Origin of the sequence: Priestia sp. 179-F W1.4 NHS, from assembly GCF_045369295.1 — a bacterium.
Lineage (GTDB): Bacteria > Bacillota > Bacilli > Bacillales > Bacillaceae_H > Priestia > Priestia zanthoxyli.
This window is the reverse complement of record NZ_JBIQFF010000002.1, coordinates 360,744-377,449: the sequence shown is the minus strand read 5'-3', so window position 1 is coordinate 377,449 and position 16,706 is coordinate 360,744. Positions and strand designations below refer to the sequence as shown.

The window sequence follows — 16,706 nt, the reverse complement described above, 5'->3', positions numbered from 1 at the left end:
GCCAACTGTTTGCAGGATATTCGTAAATAGTTGGCTTTTTCTTTTGTTTCCTTCATACCGATAGCTATTTTTTTTTGAATGCATGTATAATAGAGATAAAAATAAGTTAAACAGGTAAAGAAAACAGGTGTAAGGAGAGGAAGAAAAGCTGAAAAAAGTTATTTTTATTCTCGTATTAATAGTGGCATTTGTATACGCGGAGGATTATTTACCTCAGCTAGAAAAATATCTAACGGGTCAAAATATTGAGCAAAACCAAACGGATTCCAAAAGTCAGCCCACCCAAGAAGTGGCTTCTTATGAAAAACAAAGTGAAAATATGATGAGGCTCATTGGAGATCATTCAGAACAGTTAATTGGAATGCTTGGAGAGCCGGATCGTATTGATTCTTCTGCATATGGCTATGACTGGTGGATTTACAAAAAAAATCGTCAAACGTATGCGCAGGTAGGAGTAGAAAATAATCAAGTCGTATCCGTATACGTCATTGGTTCAAAAACAAATACAGATCCTTTTGAGATTGGTGAGAAGCGAGAAGAAGTGGAAAAAAGAGTTTCACTTTCATCCGAACTCACGCTTCAAAAAGACGGAAATGAATACCGATTTCGTCTGAGTGAAGAGGATATGAAAATGCGTCCAATTATTAAATATGGAGATGTATACGTCCAACTATATTTTGATCAGTTCCTTAATACAATCTCAAGTATTCGAATTATGGATATGGACACGCTATTAAAACAGCGTCCGTACGAAATTGTTTATCGCGGCGAGCTTCCAACAGCTCCGTCATTGACAGCAGAGGAGTGGAAAAGTGTCCAAGAAGGAGAAGAGCAGCAAATTATCGATATTACAAATGTAATTCGAGACCGTTTTCAGCTGTCACCTTTAGCTTGGGACGAAGCCACTGCCGGAGTAGCTTATTTACACAGCAAAGAAATGAGTGACTTAAACTATTTCTCTCACGTTTCACCATCACAAGGTGATTTAGGCAACCGTCTGCAAAAAGGTGATGTAGTATACCGTATCGCGGGCGAAAATATTGCCTCGAATTATCAGGATGGAATCGCTGCGGTTGAAGGGTGGCTTAATAGTGAGGGACATCGTAAGGCTTTACTCAATAAAGAGTTTACGCGTCTTGGTGTAGGTGTATATGAGAAGTATTATACGCAAAACTTTATTACTCCGATGAATGAATAGTAAGATTAAAACTTCCTTTTGAAAATAGGTCTACTCTTGTCCTCTTTCTCATAAGTTTTAGTAGAGGTTAGAGGAGGGACGAGAATGAAAGGAAGAATAGTAGGAATATTGCTCGTACTTTTCTTTGCATATACGACTACTGTACATGCAGCTGAAGGGCAGTGGGAAAAGCTTGATAACTTATCTGATCAAACGCTATCGCTTGTAGAGCAAAAGGAGTATAAAGCAGCCCAACATTTGTTCAGAAATTTTTCGAATGAATTTACCAGTCTCAATACAGCTTCTTTGGGCGTATCGGCCGAAGATATACGTATTTTAACTCTTTGTTATGAACAGGTAGAAAGGTCTCTTTTATCTTCTGATTCCAGTGATGAAGAACGTCTTCAAAAAGCTACTCAATTTCGATTATTAGTCGATGCGCTGCACAGCAAGCATCAGCCTATGTGGACTGAACTCGAAGGCAGTATGCTAGCAACATTTAAAGAGATGCGAAATGAAGCAGTAAAAGGAGAACAGGCGGCTTATGAAGCGCAGCTTAAGCAATTTTTAAAGGAATATGATATGATCTTACCGAGCGCGCAGGTAGACGTGTCGTCTCCCTACGTACAGCGTGTGAGCGCAGACGTTCACTTTTTACAAAGTGAAGGAACGCTAAGTGAGATTAACGATGACCAGTTCAACCAAATGGAACAAAATTTAAAAGATTTTTTTGAACAAGTAAAAGAAAATCGTACGGACCCGTCTTTTATTTGGGTTACAATCACCACCGGAAGTATTATTATTGCTACACTTTTTTATGTAGGAGCGCGAAAGTATTTCGCTGACCAGAAAAGAAAGTCAGCCAGAGGGCGTAATGATTGACGTAAAAGCGCAGAATTGTCTAAAATAAAAGAGTAGTCAAACACATAATGAAAGGTGTGGGTAAATGAGCTTTTTGATTTATTTTCTCATTATTATCCTTGTGCCAATTTGGGCACAGTTTAAGGTGAGAAGTGCTTACAAAAAATATTCACAAGTAAGCAACTCATCAGGAATGACAGGCGCAGAAGTAGCAAGAAAAATTTTGGATGAAAACGGATTGTACAACGTTCACGTAGAGCCTGTAGGCGGATTTTTATCCGATCACTACGATCCTCGCTCAAAAGTCATTCGTTTGTCAGAAGACAACTATTACGGAACGTCTGTCGCAGGCGCTGCCGTTGCGGCTCACGAAGTGGGACACGCGATTCAAGACAAAGAAAACTATTCGTTTTTACGCCTTCGCCACTCGCTTGTGCCGGTGGCAAGCCTTGGATCAAACGCTTCTTGGATTTTAATTATGATTGGAATTATCGCGTCGATTAAGCCGTTGCTATTGTTAGGTATTATCTTCATGGCAGCAGCGGTCGTATTCCAAGTTGTAACACTGCCTGTTGAATTTAACGCTTCAAGCCGAGCGATGACGCAAATCGTCTCAGTCGGAGCGATTCGAAATGACGAAGAGCGCGAGACGCGCAAAGTGCTTAACGCAGCGGCTTTAACATACGTAGCAGCCGCAGCAGTAGCAGTTCTTGAGTTGGTTCGTTTAATCATGATTTATACAGGAATGAATAACGACGACTAATAAAAAATACCGCATTAGCGGTATTTTTTTATCTTTCAAGCGGTTTTTTATTTTCATCAAGGGTAAATCCTTCACCTAAGACATCATGAACATCCGTAACTGCAACGAAGGCGTGTGGATCTACAGAAGTAATAACTTGCTTTAAACGGAAAATTTCATTTTTACTAACAACGCAGTATAGCACGTTGGTATCTTGCTTAGAAAACGAACCCTGTCCTTTTAAAATCGTCACGCCTCGATCCATTTCTTTCATAATTTTATCCGATATGGCTTCGTTATGATTCGAAATGATGGTTGCGCCTTTGGCCGCATACGCACCGTCTTGCATAAAGTCAATAACCCGTGCAGCGACAAAGACTGCAACAAGTGTGTACATAGCTTCTCGGTAGGATAAATAAATGAGAGACGCACTAATTACAATAAAGTCAAAAAGAAACATCGTTTTCCCCATATTCCACCCGATATATTTTTGAACAACACGGGCAATGATATCGACTCCTCCTGTTGTTCCTCCAAACCTGAAAATAATGCCAAGACCCACTCCAATAAAAACACCGGCAAAAAGAGCTGCTAGAGTCATATCATGGCGCAGGGGCATATTCACCGGAAAGCGCTGGAATATCCATAAAAATAGCGATAAGCTAACAACTCCGAGCATGGTATAAATAAATGCTGTTCTCCCTAATAGTTTCCACCCTACAAAAAACAAAGGAATATTTAACACTAAGTTAGAATAAGAGGGATCAATGTTAAATAAGAAAAATAAAAGCAGGGTAATGCCTGTGAATCCACCTTCAGCTAAATTGTTTTGCATGTTAAAATTAACAAGTCCAAACGCAAATATGGCAGCACCAAGCAGTATAAAAATAATATTTTTTAATCTGAGACCTTTCATACTTACAAACCTCCTATGACCGTTTTTGCACTACCTTATCATAAAGGAATATATTTCATTTCGTAAATAACTATCGAAAAGATTTTTGAAAATAGTAAAAAGTGATGACGTTTCTTCTAGTGCTATGTATTAGTAGTATCCTCAATTCGTAAAATATAGACAGATTTTTGAGAATTAAGGGAAACATGAGGAATATTGTGAAAGAGCATCTGATAAAGGCTTGGTAAGAAGAAGTAATTACACTAAATAATTTGAAGTAAAGATGTTATAATAGTAAGCTGAGTGTACTTCTAAAAGAGGTGAAATAAAAAGATGTCAAAAAAAACGATGGAGCAAATGCAGCAAGAAGTTGATGCATATATTAGCCAATTTAAAGAAGGATATTTTAGTCCTCTTGCTATGCTTGCGCGCATGTCGGAAGAAGTGGGCGAATTATCGCGCGAAATTAACCACTATTATGGTGAAAAGCCGAAGAAAACGACTGAAGCAGAACGTACGGTCGAAGAAGAAATGGGCGACATTTTATTTGTATTAATTTGCTTTGCAAATTCATTAAATATCGATTTACAAGAAGCGCATGATCGCGTTATGAATAAATTTAATACGCGTGACAAAGATCGCTGGACGAAAAAAGAAGACTAAGGAGAGATAAAGAATGGACAAAATTCGAATTGTACTTGCAGGACCAAGAGGTCGTATGGGAAAAGAAGCCGTATTATTAATGGAAGAAACAGAGCATTTTGAATTAGTAGCAGCGGTAGATCGTATTAATGAGGGAAAATACATAAGTGATATTGAAGGAATGCCAAATGTACAAGCGCCAATCTACACGGATATTGAAAAATGTTTTCAAGACGTTAAGGCAGATGTTTTAGTTGATTTGACAACACCTGAAATTGGGCGCGTTCATACTAAAACAGCCCTAACATATGGAGTAAGACCTGTCGTAGGAACAACGGGCTTTTCAGAAGAAGATTTAAAAGAATTAAAGCAGCTTGCTGAAGAGAAGGAGCTTGGCTGTATCATTGCACCTAATTTTGCGATTGGCGCTATTTTAATGATGAAGTTTTCACAAATGGCAGCTAAATACTTCGATGATGTTGAAATTATTGAAATGCATCACGATCAAAAGTTAGATGCACCATCAGGAACAGGCTTAAAAACAGCGGAGCTTATCAGTGAAGTTCGTGAAGCAAAAAAACAAGGTCATCCTGAGGAAAAAGAATTGCTAGAGGGAGCACGCGGTGCAGATTATGAAGGAATCCGCCTACATAGCGTACGTTTGCCAGGACTGATTGCTCACCAAGAAGTGATGTTCGGAGGATTTGGACAAACATTAAAAATTCGTCATGATTCATACAACCGTGCTTCTTTTATGTCAGGTGTGAAGCTAGCTGTTGATACAGTTATGAACGTAGACACACTTGTATATGGGTTAGAAAATATTATTGACTAAGGAGCGAGAAAAATGAAAATCGCCTTAATTGCACATGATAAAAAGAAAAATGATATGGTACAATTCACAACAGCCTATCAAGCGATTTTACAGGAACATTCGCTGTTCGCAACAGGAACAACAGGAACGCGTATTTCAGAAGCAACAGGTTTGAAGGTTCACCGCTTTCAATCAGGGCCGCTCGGAGGAGATCAGGAGATAGGAGCTTTAATTGCTCAAAATGAAATGGATATGGTTATTTTTTTCCGCGATCCGTTAACAGCTCAGCCCCATGAACCTGATATTTCAGCTCTGATGCGTCTCTGTGACGTCTATGCAGTTCCTCTTGCAACAAATATGGGAACAGCAGAGATTTTAATTCATGGACTTGAACGAGGCGATTTGCATTGGCGTTCAATTATAAAAAAATAGGGTGAAGATAATGAAAGAAACAATAGATATCCTTGCCTTTGGTGCCCATGCCGATGATGTAGAAATCGGCATGGGTGGAACCATTGCAAGAATGAGTGAACAAGGTTTGAAGGTAGTTATTTGCGATTTGACGCAAGCTGAACTTTCTTCAAATGGAACGGTTGAACTTCGAAAACAAGAAGCGACCAAAGCGGCTGATGTCTTAGGTGTTCATGAGCGAATCCATCTGCATTTGCCAGACAGAGGTTTGGTTTTAAAGGCAGAGTATATAGCTGAAATTGCATCAGTCATTCGCACGTATCAACCAAGGATTATATTTGCTCCTTACTTTGAAGATCGTCATCCTGATCATGGAAATTGTGCAAAACTTGTAGAAGAGGCCGTGTTTTCTGCGGGCGTTAAAAATTATATCGATGATAAAAAGCAAAAAGCTCATCGTGCGGAGTCTCTTTATTTCTATATGATAAATGGATTTCATAAGCCAGATTTTATCGTAGATGTATCAAGCACGTTTCAAAAGAAAGTAGCTAGTCTAGAGGCTTATGAAAGTCAATTTATAAAAACAGCAGATACGTTTGATACGCCGCTGGTAAACGGATATATTGAAACGGTAGAGAGCAGAGAGCGATTATTTGGCAAAGAAGTCGGGGTAGCATACGGTGAAGGTTTTTTATCTAAAAAACCGATTTTGATGTACGACGATTTAGTAGGTGGAAAATAAATGAAGTTAAAAATTGGTATTACATGTTATGCTTCCGTTGGAGGTTCAGGAGTGGTAGCAACGGAGCTAGGGAAGCTGCTGGCTGAAAAGGGGCACGAAATTCATTTTATTTCCTCTAGCATGCCTTTTAGATTGACGAAAGTATATCCAAATATTTATTTTCACGAAGTAGATGTAAATCAGTACTCCGTCTTTAAATACCCTCCGTATGATCTGGCTTTATCCAGTAAAATGGCTGAAGTGGCTAAAAGAGAAAAGCTTGACATTATTCATACGCACTATGCAATCCCCCATGCCGTTTGCGGGATTTTAGCTAAACAAATGGTAGAGCACGAAGTGAAAATTGTGACGACTCTTCATGGGACAGATATTACGGTTCTAGGAGAGGATCCATCGTTAAAAGATTTAATTAAATTTGGAATTGAAAAATCAGATGCAGTGACGGCTGTATCTCAGTCACTTGTTGATCAAACTCACCATTTAATTAGTCCAGATAAAGAAATTGAAACGATGTATAATTTTATTGATGAACGAGTTTATCATAAAAAAGAAGTTCAGTATTTAAAAGCGGAGTACGGCATATTAGAAAATGAAAAAGTCGTTATTCATATTTCAAACTTTCGTCAAGTCAAACGAGTTACAGATATAGTCAAAACATTTGCTATTATTAATAAAAAGCTTCAGTCTAAGCTGCTGCTTGTAGGAGACGGCCCTGAAATGACGGTTGTGTCTCAATTAGTAAGAGAGCTAAATCTTCAAGATTCTGTGTTATTTCTGGGGAAACAAGAAAATGTAGCAGAATTATATTCGATTAGCGATTTAAAACTGTTATTATCTGAAAAAGAAAGCTTTGGGCTTGTACTTTTAGAAGCTATGGCTTGCGGTGTTCCATGCATCGGAACAAATATAGGCGGAATTCCCGAAGTAATTGAACACGAAAAAACAGGATATATTTGCGAAGTGGGAGATGTCGAAGAGGCAGCAAGCAAAGCAATTCAGCTACTTGAAAATGAACAGCTGCATCACCAAATGAGGGAAGCGTCTCTAAGCGCAGTTAATCATAAATTTCATTCAACAGAGATTGTGAGTCAATATGAAAAACTTTATTATAAATTGGTACAGGGTTGAAGAATGGAGGAAGTTATGAAAGAACCGTTCATTCATCCGCTTTATATTATTGAAAAACTGGAGACAGCCGGTTACGAAGCGTATTTTGTTGGAGGAGCGGTTAGGGATCTCATTTTAAATCGGACGATTGGAGATATTGATATCGCTACGTCAGCTAGGCCTGAACAAGTGATGGAACTCTTTCCTAAGACGATTCATGTAGGAATCGAGCATGGTACGGTTGTCGTTGTCCATGAGAACGAGACCTATGAGGTAACTACTTTTCGCTCTGAGGGAGAATATGACGATTTTCGTCGTCCCTCGTCCGTTACGTTTATTTCGTCTCTTATAGAAGATTTGCAGCGTCGCGATTTTACAATCAATGCAATGGCTATGAATGCAAAAGGAGAAATCATTGATCCATTTAATGGAAGAGAAGATTTACGAAACCAGTTAATTCGCACTGTCGGAAATGCTAAAGAACGCTTTCATGAAGATGCTCTTCGTATGATGAGAGCCGTTCGCTTTGTCAGTCAGCTGGCGTTTTCGCTGTCTGATCAAACTAAAAGAGCCATTCAGCAATACGGTGAACTGCTGAGGCATGTTTCTATTGAACGCATTACAGTTGAATTCGAAAAAATGCTGAGCGGAAAGCGTCCGTCTTTAGCATTAGCACTTGTAGCAGATACGGAGCTGTATCGCTACTTGCCCCAATTGAATGTAGATCCGCAAAAATTCCGATCTGTTTGTGCACACGATTGGATGATGCTACAGCGAGTATCGGAGTCATGGACACTTCTGGTACATCTACTCGACATTCAAGACAAGCAGGCATTTTTTAAAAGCTGGAAATTATCTAATAAGCAAATTAAAGATATTCAGCTTCAGTCTATTGGTCTTCGAGACGTTTTGGAAAATGGATGGTCAAAACGCATCATGTATACAATTGGAGAGCAGGCCAGCGTAAGCGTGAACCGTATTTTACAACTTCTTCGAAGCAACGAGCATATGAATGAACATGAGCTTCTTTACATCTATAACGAGCTGCCTATTCATTCTTTAAAAGATTTAGATATAAATGGTCAAGATCTCTTAGCGTGGACAGGTAAAAAGGGTGGTCCATGGGTGTCTCAACTGTTAAAAGAAATTGAGGAGAAAGTTCTATACAATGAGTTAATGAACACGAAATCTTCAATAAGAAAGTGGGTGCAGTCTTGCAGTCAGATATAAGAAGAACGCTGCTTGAAATGTTTACGAACGCAGATGGGGACTATGTGTCCGGCCAAAAGATCAGCGATTTATTAGGCTGTTCAAGAACAGCTGTATGGAAGCATATCGAAGAGCTGCGAAAAGACGGCTATGAACTTGAAGCTGTTCGTAAAAAAGGCTATCGCATTGTTGGGAAGCCGAACAAAGTAAGCAGCAACGAGCTTTTATTAGGGCTCCAAACAACAAAAATCGGTCAGTATATTCATTATGAGGAAAGCGTGCATTCTACTCAAAAAATTGCTCATCGAATTGCTCAAGAAGGAGCAAAAGAAGGAACGGTCGTAGTTGCTGAAGAGCAAACGGCAGGGAGAGGAAGACTTGATAGAGCGTGGTATTCCCCAAAATATACTGGTGCCTGGATGAGTATTATACTGCGTCCTTCTATCCCTCCGCAGCAGGCTCCTCAGCTGACTCTACTATCAGCAGTGGCTGTTGTACAGGCCATTCAAGAAGTGACGAACCTTTCTCCAGACATTAAATGGCCTAATGATGTTTTATTAAATGGGAAGAAGCTAGTTGGGATTTTAACAGAAATGCAGGCTGATTTTGACCGGATTCATTCGGTCATCATTGGAATCGGCATTAATGTGAATCAACAGGAAACGGATTTTAATGAACAAATCAAACACATTGCCACATCTTTACGTATTGAAAAAGGTGAAGAAATTAATCGTGCAGCTTTGATGCAAGCGTTTTTCTTAAAGTTAGAAACCCTTTACGAAGAATACTTAAAAAATGGCTTTGGTTTAATTAAAGTTCTTTGGGAAACGTATGCGATCAGTATTGGCAAGCGAATTATAGCACGCACGATGACAGCAAACATTGAAGGCTTTGCAAAAGGTATAACGGATGAAGGCGTTCTATTGATTGAAGATGACCAAGGAGTTATACACCGAATTCATTCTGCAGATATTGAGCTCTCTGCTAAAAAATAGTAGAAAAATAAAGAAATTTTTATTATAATACGAGTATCAAGGTAGTATCGCAAGAACTTCACTTGATACTCGTTTTTTTATTTTTAATACGACAATAAATCTGCCTTGATCCATTAAGGACTAGGACAGAGGGATGACGCGTAGGTAAGCACATTAGGTAAAGTGTGCTTTTTATAGATAAAGTCTGTCAAAGTCCTTCTTCCTTTTATAGGTAGAAGGACTTTTTGTGTGCAGACGTGCGCTCATCTCCTCTGAGAAGGAGGAGAAAGTTAGTGAAAACAAAATTAGATTTTTTACGTATGAAACAGAACAATGAACCAATTGTGATGCTGACTGCCTACGATTATCCGTCAGCTAAGTACGCTGAAGAAGCAGGCGTAGACATGATTTTAGTAGGCGATTCTCTAGGAATGGTCGTTTTAGGATATGACTCTACGATTCCTGTAACGGTAGATGATATGATTCATCATACAAAAGCGGTTAAAAGAGGAGCTGCTGATACATTTATCGTCACCGACATGCCATTTATGTCCTATCACGTGTCGAAAGAAGACACGATGAAAAATGCTGCTCGTATTATGCAGGAAAGCGGAGCTCATGCTTTAAAAGTAGAAGGTGCAAAGGATGTTCTTTATACAATTTCAGAATTGACGCAAGCTGGTATTCCGGTTGTTGCACATCTCGGGTTAACTCCTCAGTCTGTCGGTGTCCTGGGCGGTTATAAAGTGCAGGGAAAAGAAGCGAAAGAAGCCAAACAGCTAATCCAAGACGCGATCAAGTGTGAGCAGGCGGGAGCTATTGCTGTTGTATTAGAATGTGTTCCTAAACAAGTAGCAAAACAAGTAGCTGAACGCCTGAGCATTCCAACAATCGGAATTGGAGCAGGGGCGGACACGGATGGTCAAGTACTTGTATACCACGATGTATTAACGTACGGAGTCGAGCGTGTGCCAAAATTTGTTCAGTCATTTGCAAAAATAAATGAGCCTATTTTACAGGGGCTTTCTCAGTATGTAAGTGAAGTGAAAAAAAGAGAGTTTCCGAAAGAAGCACATACTTTTTCAATGAAAGAAGAGCAGTTAACGGCACTGTACGGAGGGAAATAAGATGAAAGTCATTACAACAATTAAAGACATGCAGCAGGAGATGAAAAAAGAAAAGCAGCTTGGACGTTCAATTGGATTTGTCCCGACGATGGGCTATTTGCATGAAGGCCATGCTACTCTGCTTGGAGCAGCTCGCACAGAAAATGAAGTAGTGGCGCTAAGTATTTTTGTGAACCCGACTCAATTTGGACCAAATGAAGATTTTGATACGTATCCAAGAGATTTTGAGCGCGATGAGCGCGTGGCAAAAGAAGCTAACGTCGACTATTTATTTTATCCTTCAGTAGAGGAAATGTATAAGTCAAGCCGTTCAGTTGCTATAACCGTGAGAGATCGTGTAGACGTATTGTGTGGAAAGAAGCGCCCTGGTCATTTTGACGGAGTAGCCACGGTACTAACAAAGCTTTTTCACATTGTAACCCCAGATCGTGCATACTTTGGTAAAAAAGATGCGCAGCAAGTTGCTGTAGTAGATGGTTTAATTGAAGATTTTAATTTCCCGGTGGAGCTTAGAGCAGTAGATACGGTGAGAGAAGCAGATGGATTAGCTAAAAGTTCTCGTAACGTATATTTAACAGATAAAGAAAGAGAAGAGGCACCTGTTTTATTTAAGAGTTTACAAAGCGCTCTGCAGCTTCTTGAAGGCGGAGAGAAGCAAGTAGAAATTCTTAAAGAGACCATTCGAAAAGAAATTGAGCAACATAGGAGCGGTAAAGTGGATTATATCGAGGTTTATACGTATCCAGAGCTAAAACCAATTAAGAAAGCCGCTGGAAAAATCATTATCGCTTTAGCTGTTCAATTCTCTAAAGCTCGTTTAATTGATAATGTAATTGTAGACGTACAGGGGGATAACTAAATGTTTCGCACGATGATGAACGCTAAAATACACAGAGCTCATGTAACTGAAGCCAACTTAAATTATGTTGGCAGCATCACCATTGATGAAGATATTATCGACGCAGTAGGAATTGCAGCAAACGAAAAAGTCCAAATTGTAAACAATAATAACGGAGCTCGCTTGGAAACGTACGTGATTCCCGGCGAACGAGGGAGCGGCGTAGTTTGTTTAAATGGAGCTGCTGCAAGACTCGTGCAGCCTGGAGATATCGTCATCATTATCGCTTATGCGCTCGTAGCAAATGAAGAAGTAGCTCACCATCATCCAACCGTAGCGATTATGAATGAGCAGAATAAAATCCAACAATTGCTTAAACAAGAACCAGCTGGTACAATTCTATAAGAACAGTCCCCCTTTATGAGGGGGATTTTTATTTGAATACATACGCTAGTAAGTGAACGGTATAAACCTCTATACACACTAAAGTAAAACTTCTATGTATGAAAGCCTCTCTGTTTTTCACGAGAGGGAGTTGCGCTTTTAAAGCATATAGAGCAGGCTTTCACTTTATACTATAAAAAGACAGACTTGCGAGGTGTTGACCGTGAATAAACGCTTTGTTGTGGTAGATCTTGAAACGACGGGACATTCTCCAAAACAAGGAGATAAAATGATTCAATTTGCTGCTGTCATAGTAGAAGACGGCAAAATTGTTGAACGTTTTTCTAGTTTTTTAAATCCTGGTATGGATATTCCGCCTTTTATTACACAACTAACTAACATTCAAAATGATATGGTGAAAGATGCGCCTTTATTTGAAGAAATTTCACCTAAAATTATAGAATTGCTAGATGATGCTTATTTTGTTGCACATAATGTGGGATTTGATTTAACTTTTTTACAAGAAGAACTCTATCAGTGCGGGATGGAGACGCTTTATAATTCAACCGTGGATACCGTCGAACTGGCCCGGATTCTGCTGCCTACAGTTGATGGGTACAAACTTAGTCAATTAGCTGAGTATTTACATATTGAACATGAAAACCCTCATCAAGCAGATAGTGATGCAGAAGTAACGGCACGTATTTTACTTTTACTAATTGAAAAATTAAAGAAGCTCCCTTTAACAACCTTGAAGCAGCTATACGCGTTAAGCTTACACTTTAAAAGTGAAATTGGAGAACTGATTCAACAAGTTATAGATGATAAAAGTTATGCCGAGGATGATTCTTATGAATTTATACACGGCATTGCGCTAAACAAATATCAGCCGCATTCAGCTAATGAAAAGCAGCACTCTCATACTTACGAAATATTTGAAACTGAAAAGCAAAAGCTGTTCCATCAGGCTCTGCCATTGTTTGAAGAACGAAAAGGGCAGTGGGAGATGATGAACTTTGTACAAGAGTGCTTTGCAGGCAACGAGCATGCTTTAATTGAAGCGGGGACCGGTATTGGTAAAACCTACGCTTATTTAGTTCCTGCCGTGTTTTATGCTTCTGTTCATCACCACCCAGTCATTATCTCAACTAACACGGTAACGCTTCAGCAGCAAATCATCGAAAAAGATGTGCCCATTTTAGAAAAGATTGTGCCATTTCCTGTCACAGCAGCTGTTTTAAAAGGAAGAGAACATTACATTAGTATAAGAAAATTCATTCAGCTCTTAAAAGAGCGAAATAATAATTACGATGCGATCCTCACAAAAGCGAAGCTGCTTATTTGGCTGACGGAAACGGAAACGGGCGACAGCGATGAAATAAACCTGCCTTCTGGGGGCAAACTTTTTTGGGAACAGCTAAATGAAAGCAATCCGTCTCCAAGTGACTTTAAGCATCCTTGGAAGCTTTATTCTTTTTATGAACGAGCGCAGAACAGAGCGCAAAATGCTCATATAGTAGTGACAAATCATCGCTTGCTGTTGATGGATGTGATGAGTAATCATGAGCTGCTGCCTGATTATGAACAAATTATTATTGACGAGGCTCATCACTTAGAAGACATTGCCGGAGAAGAACTGGGAGAGCGCTTAGATTATTTTGCGGTTCATGCGCTATTAAACCGAATCGGAACCCTTCAAGACAAAGGGCTGTTAAAAAAAGTTCATCATACGCTCGTAAAATATAGCATCGATCTTAACACTGAACTTCTTCAAAATCTGTTTGTGCAGCTTCATTCTGAGTGCGATGACTTATTTCGTTTAATTCATTCTTTTGTCCAAAAAAGAATCGGCAATCAGCAGGGCGAGATTGGAAGAAGCAGCTATCGATATAAAGTGGAAAAAGAGCATGGGCATTACTGGACGGCTATTCAAGAAGCAGCGTCGCGTATTCGTTTTTTAATTCACGATCTTTTTACATGGAATGATGGGGCAAGACATTTCTTTGACGATCTATATGACAAAGTCACAAAAAATGAACAGTCGTCTCTTCATGAATTTCAAACGGCTGTTAAAGGATTTGAGCATATATCTCAGCAAATAGAAAAGCTTCTGTTCAAACAGCAGAGCAATTACGTAACGTGGTTTGAAATTGAGCCAAAAGGAGCAGCAAATGCTACGTATATCTATAGTCAGCCTACTTCCATTGCCGATACGCTGGCTGATGAATTTTTCGCTAAGAAACAAAGCGTTATTTTAACATCGGCTACATTGACGGTGAATGGAACATTTGATTATTTAATTCAAGAGCTAGGGTTATATGACTTTCAGCCTGCTCAACTCATTCTTCCTTCCGAGTTTGATTACGAGAAGCAAGCTAGAGTCTATATTCCTCAGGATATGCCTGCTGTTAACGAAGTATCATTATATGAGTATAGCGCTATGATGGCAGAAAGTATTCTTGACGTAGCCAAAGTAACAAATGGTCGTATGCTGGTGCTTTTTACTTCATATGACATGTTGAAAGCTACGTATGGTTATTTAAAAGAGTTAAACGATCTTGAAGAGTTTGTCCTGCTCGGCCAAGGAGTCACAACTAGAAATCGTAATAGACTGCTAAAGGACTTCAGCCAGTTTGAGCATTCCATTCTATTAGGTACAAATAGCCTGTGGGAAGGAATTGATCTGCCAGGAGATTTATTATCATGTCTCGTAATTGTCAGACTTCCTTTTTCATCGCCTAATCAACCTCTGCTGACAGCTAAATTTGAGCAGATGAAAAAAGAAGGAAAAAGTCCTTTTATGAATTATTCACTTCCTCAAGCCGTTATCCGTTTTAAACAAGGATTTGGACGGTTGATTCGTTCAAAAAGTGACCGGGGAGCTATATTTATTTTTGATAATCGTATTACGCGAACAGCATATGGATACCATTTCCTTCACTCGCTTCCAAAAGTCCAGGTTGTTCAAAAAACGTTTTCAAATATCTTACTGGACTACAGAGAATGGTGGAATGAAAAGACTTGAGCATAGCTTAAGTCTTTTTTTATGCATACTGTTTCTTCACTTGAGAGACGATAGTAATATACTATGATAAGCAAATGAGGACAGTGTATGATTAAAATATTGCTAAGTGCTGTACTGTTTTTTAGTTTTATGAACTGTTCGGTTTCAGCAGCCGTCATTAAAAACGTAGATTTTGGTTTGCAAGCTGATGAAGTAGTGATCACCTTTCTGCCTCTTTCAGATGGAGAAGCAAGTCTGATTCAAGACGGAAGCGGTGAGGCGATTTTAGTAAATACCGGGAGTGCATCTTCCTATCCCGAGCTAAACAAGTGGCTGCAGCGATATAAAGTAAAAAAAATCAACCAATTAATAATTACGAAACAGCAAAAGTACTATGCTTCAAATGTTCAGCGAGCTGTGAAGGATTATCATATAGAGCGTATTATTGTCCCGGCTCAGTACCAGGCGGAATTTCAAACAGAGAAGTGGAAAGAAAATGATTTATTTCAGTTAACGGATAATATACACGTTGATGTCTTGCATGCATCGAAGCAAAAAACAGCGGCTATGGATCTATTATTCACGATTGGAGAGCACCGAGTTCTATATGCCATGAGCGGATCAGATGAAGTAGAAGAAAAGTTTTTACGCATTCCCCTTACTCATGTAGATATATTGAAAATTCCTAATTTTGGAGAGGGAACGTTTTTTTCGAATACATTTTTGAAGCAATTAGACACACAGCTTGCCGTTGCGTTTGCGAAACCAGGCCGTTCCTATTCCCCTCGACTGCTTTCAAATTTAACAGCTGAATGGATTGAATTATATGATGTAAGAGAGGGGAGCGCTTACTCTATTAAAATGTCGCTAAAATCCTATGATGTGATGAAATTTTCTGCAAAATAAACAAATTTCCTTTTGCAAAAAGAGGTAAATTCCTTATAATATTATATATGTTTACTTGTTTATTCGGTTTTTGCGCAAAACGTACAGACTGGATTGATGAGTGAAAAAGATGACGATGGTTTTTGATACCTGTTATAATACGGATATCGTCATTTTTGCGTCGTGATAGACGAGCTAGGAGGTTTACAATGGAAAGCAGGATTGAAGTATTATCAACTGTCCGCGTGGAAAATTCCTCGGATTTATATAAAATTGTTGATAGTTTGAATCGCACGTTGAAAAAGCAAGATTTGATGTTCGGATTAGCGTTAGATGAAGAAGATCAAAGCAAAGCTGTATTTACAATTTATCGTACATAAGTAGGGATTTTATGAAAAAGTTAATTATTGTAGCGGTAGCTGCTGTGCTTTTAATTATTGGAGGCATTTCTTTTAGCATTTATCACTCGTCTGTGAAGGATGTTCAGTCTGCTGAGGAAAAAGCAGCATCTCAAGCAAAAAAAGAATTTAATTTGAAATCTGTCACAAGCACCCAGCCATATTTCGGCAATCATGCATTTTATGTAGTAGAAGGTACAAACCGAAGCAATCAAAAGGTAATTGCTTGGATGCCTAAAAGCAAAAAACAAACAGCTGTTTTAAAGAAAGCAAGCAGCGGGATCACAAAAGAAAAAGCCATTTCCATTGTGAAAAATGATAAAAATCCGCAGGAAATTAAGTCGGTGCGCCTAGGCATTGAAAATAAAAAGCCGCTGTGGGAAGTAACATATGTGGATAAAGATAAGAAACATTTAACATACTATTATCTTGATTTCTCTAGCGGTGAATTTATAAAACGATACAGCTTATCTCAATCATAAATCGTTTATACCAT

At 39.0% G+C, this 16,706-nt stretch carries 18 protein-coding genes; 17 read left to right on the top strand and 1 reads right to left on the bottom strand.

Features of this window, described 5'->3' with window-relative positions; genetic code table 11:
• The first annotated feature begins 181 nt into the window (after positions 1–181).
• From ACH0CI_RS12435 to ACH0CI_RS12425, 3 genes are all read left to right on the top strand, one after another.
• Positions 182–1,198 (top strand): CAP domain-containing protein, encoded by a 1,017-nt coding sequence (locus tag ACH0CI_RS12435; RefSeq protein WP_406901525.1) that lies wholly within the window; start codon positions 182–184, stop codon positions 1,196–1,198.
• An 84-nt stretch (positions 1,199–1,282) separates the two neighbouring features.
• Complete coding sequence (locus ACH0CI_RS12430; protein WP_034266841.1) at positions 1,283–2,059, top strand: sporulation protein YpjB; 777 nt, start codon at positions 1,283–1,285, stop codon at positions 2,057–2,059.
• A 64-nt stretch (positions 2,060–2,123) separates the two neighbouring features.
• Positions 2,124–2,801: a zinc metallopeptidase gene (locus tag ACH0CI_RS12425; RefSeq protein ID WP_013056088.1), complete on the top strand. Its 678-nt coding sequence runs from the start codon at positions 2,124–2,126 to the stop codon at positions 2,799–2,801.
• 28 nt (positions 2,802–2,829) lie between these two features.
• Here ACH0CI_RS12425 and ACH0CI_RS12420 read toward each other — a convergent pair whose 3' ends face one another.
• A complete protein-coding gene (locus tag ACH0CI_RS12420; protein ID WP_013082317.1) occupies positions 2,830–3,696 on the bottom strand; it encodes a YitT family protein in 867 nt (288 codons plus the stop codon).
• A gap of 312 nt (positions 3,697–4,008) precedes the next feature.
• Here ACH0CI_RS12420 and ACH0CI_RS12415 point away from each other — a divergent pair, with 312 nt between their 5' ends.
• The 14 genes from ACH0CI_RS12415 (at position 4,009) to ACH0CI_RS12350 (ending at position 16,692) form a co-directional block, all read left to right on the top strand.
• Positions 4,009–4,338: a nucleotide pyrophosphohydrolase gene (locus ACH0CI_RS12415; protein ID WP_013056090.1), complete on the top strand. Its 330-nt coding sequence runs from the start codon at positions 4,009–4,011 to the stop codon at positions 4,336–4,338.
• A gap of 13 nt (positions 4,339–4,351) precedes the next feature.
• Entirely contained in the window at positions 4,352–5,152 is an 801-nt protein-coding gene (gene dapB / locus ACH0CI_RS12410; protein WP_406901523.1) for a 4-hydroxy-tetrahydrodipicolinate reductase, read from the top strand.
• 12 nt (positions 5,153–5,164) lie between these two features.
• A complete protein-coding gene (gene mgsA / locus ACH0CI_RS12405) occupies positions 5,165–5,563 on the top strand; it encodes a methylglyoxal synthase (protein ID WP_013056092.1) in 399 nt (132 codons plus the stop codon).
• Positions 5,564–5,573: 10 nt separating this feature from the next.
• The gene (gene bshB1, locus ACH0CI_RS12400; protein ID WP_406901522.1) at positions 5,574–6,284 is read left to right on the top strand and encodes a bacillithiol biosynthesis deacetylase BshB1; all 711 of its coding nucleotides are present in this window, start codon (positions 5,574–5,576) and stop codon (positions 6,282–6,284) included.
• The gene (gene bshA / locus ACH0CI_RS12395; protein ID WP_013056094.1) at positions 6,285–7,412 is read left to right on the top strand and encodes an N-acetyl-alpha-D-glucosaminyl L-malate synthase BshA; all 1,128 of its coding nucleotides are present in this window, start codon (positions 6,285–6,287) and stop codon (positions 7,410–7,412) included.
• A gap of 15 nt (positions 7,413–7,427) precedes the next feature.
• The gene (locus tag ACH0CI_RS12390) at positions 7,428–8,621 is read left to right on the top strand and encodes a CCA tRNA nucleotidyltransferase (protein ID WP_098621483.1); all 1,194 of its coding nucleotides are present in this window, start codon (positions 7,428–7,430) and stop codon (positions 8,619–8,621) included.
• Positions 8,606–9,595 carry a biotin--[acetyl-CoA-carboxylase] ligase gene (locus ACH0CI_RS12385; RefSeq protein ID WP_335707013.1) on the top strand — a complete coding sequence of 330 codons (990 nt, stop codon included), beginning with the start codon at positions 8,606–8,608 and terminating at the stop codon, positions 9,593–9,595. The genes ACH0CI_RS12390 and ACH0CI_RS12385 overlap by 16 nt, the downstream gene beginning before the upstream one ends.
• 272 nt (positions 9,596–9,867) lie before the next feature.
• Positions 9,868–10,701 carry a 3-methyl-2-oxobutanoate hydroxymethyltransferase gene (panB, locus tag ACH0CI_RS12380; RefSeq protein ID WP_028407963.1) on the top strand — a complete coding sequence of 278 codons (834 nt, stop codon included), beginning with the start codon at positions 9,868–9,870 and terminating at the stop codon, positions 10,699–10,701.
• A 1-nt stretch (position 10,702) separates the two neighbouring features.
• Positions 10,703–11,560 carry a pantoate--beta-alanine ligase gene (gene panC / locus ACH0CI_RS12375; protein ID WP_406901520.1) on the top strand — a complete coding sequence of 286 codons (858 nt, stop codon included), beginning with the start codon at positions 10,703–10,705 and terminating at the stop codon, positions 11,558–11,560.
• A complete protein-coding gene (gene panD / locus ACH0CI_RS12370; RefSeq protein WP_335707011.1) occupies positions 11,561–11,944 on the top strand; it encodes an aspartate 1-decarboxylase in 384 nt (127 codons plus the stop codon). It abuts the gene before it with no gap.
• Positions 11,945–12,146: 202 nt separating this feature from the next.
• Entirely contained in the window at positions 12,147–14,948 is a 2,802-nt protein-coding gene (gene dinG, locus ACH0CI_RS12365; RefSeq protein WP_406901519.1) for an ATP-dependent DNA helicase DinG, read from the top strand.
• An 87-nt stretch (positions 14,949–15,035) separates the two neighbouring features.
• Positions 15,036–15,833: a ComEC/Rec2 family competence protein gene (locus tag ACH0CI_RS12360; protein ID WP_406901518.1), complete on the top strand. Its 798-nt coding sequence runs from the start codon at positions 15,036–15,038 to the stop codon at positions 15,831–15,833.
• A 188-nt stretch (positions 15,834–16,021) separates the two neighbouring features.
• A complete protein-coding gene (locus ACH0CI_RS12355) occupies positions 16,022–16,192 on the top strand; it encodes a YpmA family protein (RefSeq protein ID WP_013056102.1) in 171 nt (56 codons plus the stop codon).
• A gap of 11 nt (positions 16,193–16,203) precedes the next feature.
• Entirely contained in the window at positions 16,204–16,692 is a 489-nt protein-coding gene (locus tag ACH0CI_RS12350) for a cell wall elongation regulator TseB-like domain-containing protein (protein ID WP_013056103.1), read from the top strand.
• The last annotated feature ends 14 nt before the right edge of the window (positions 16,693–16,706 follow it).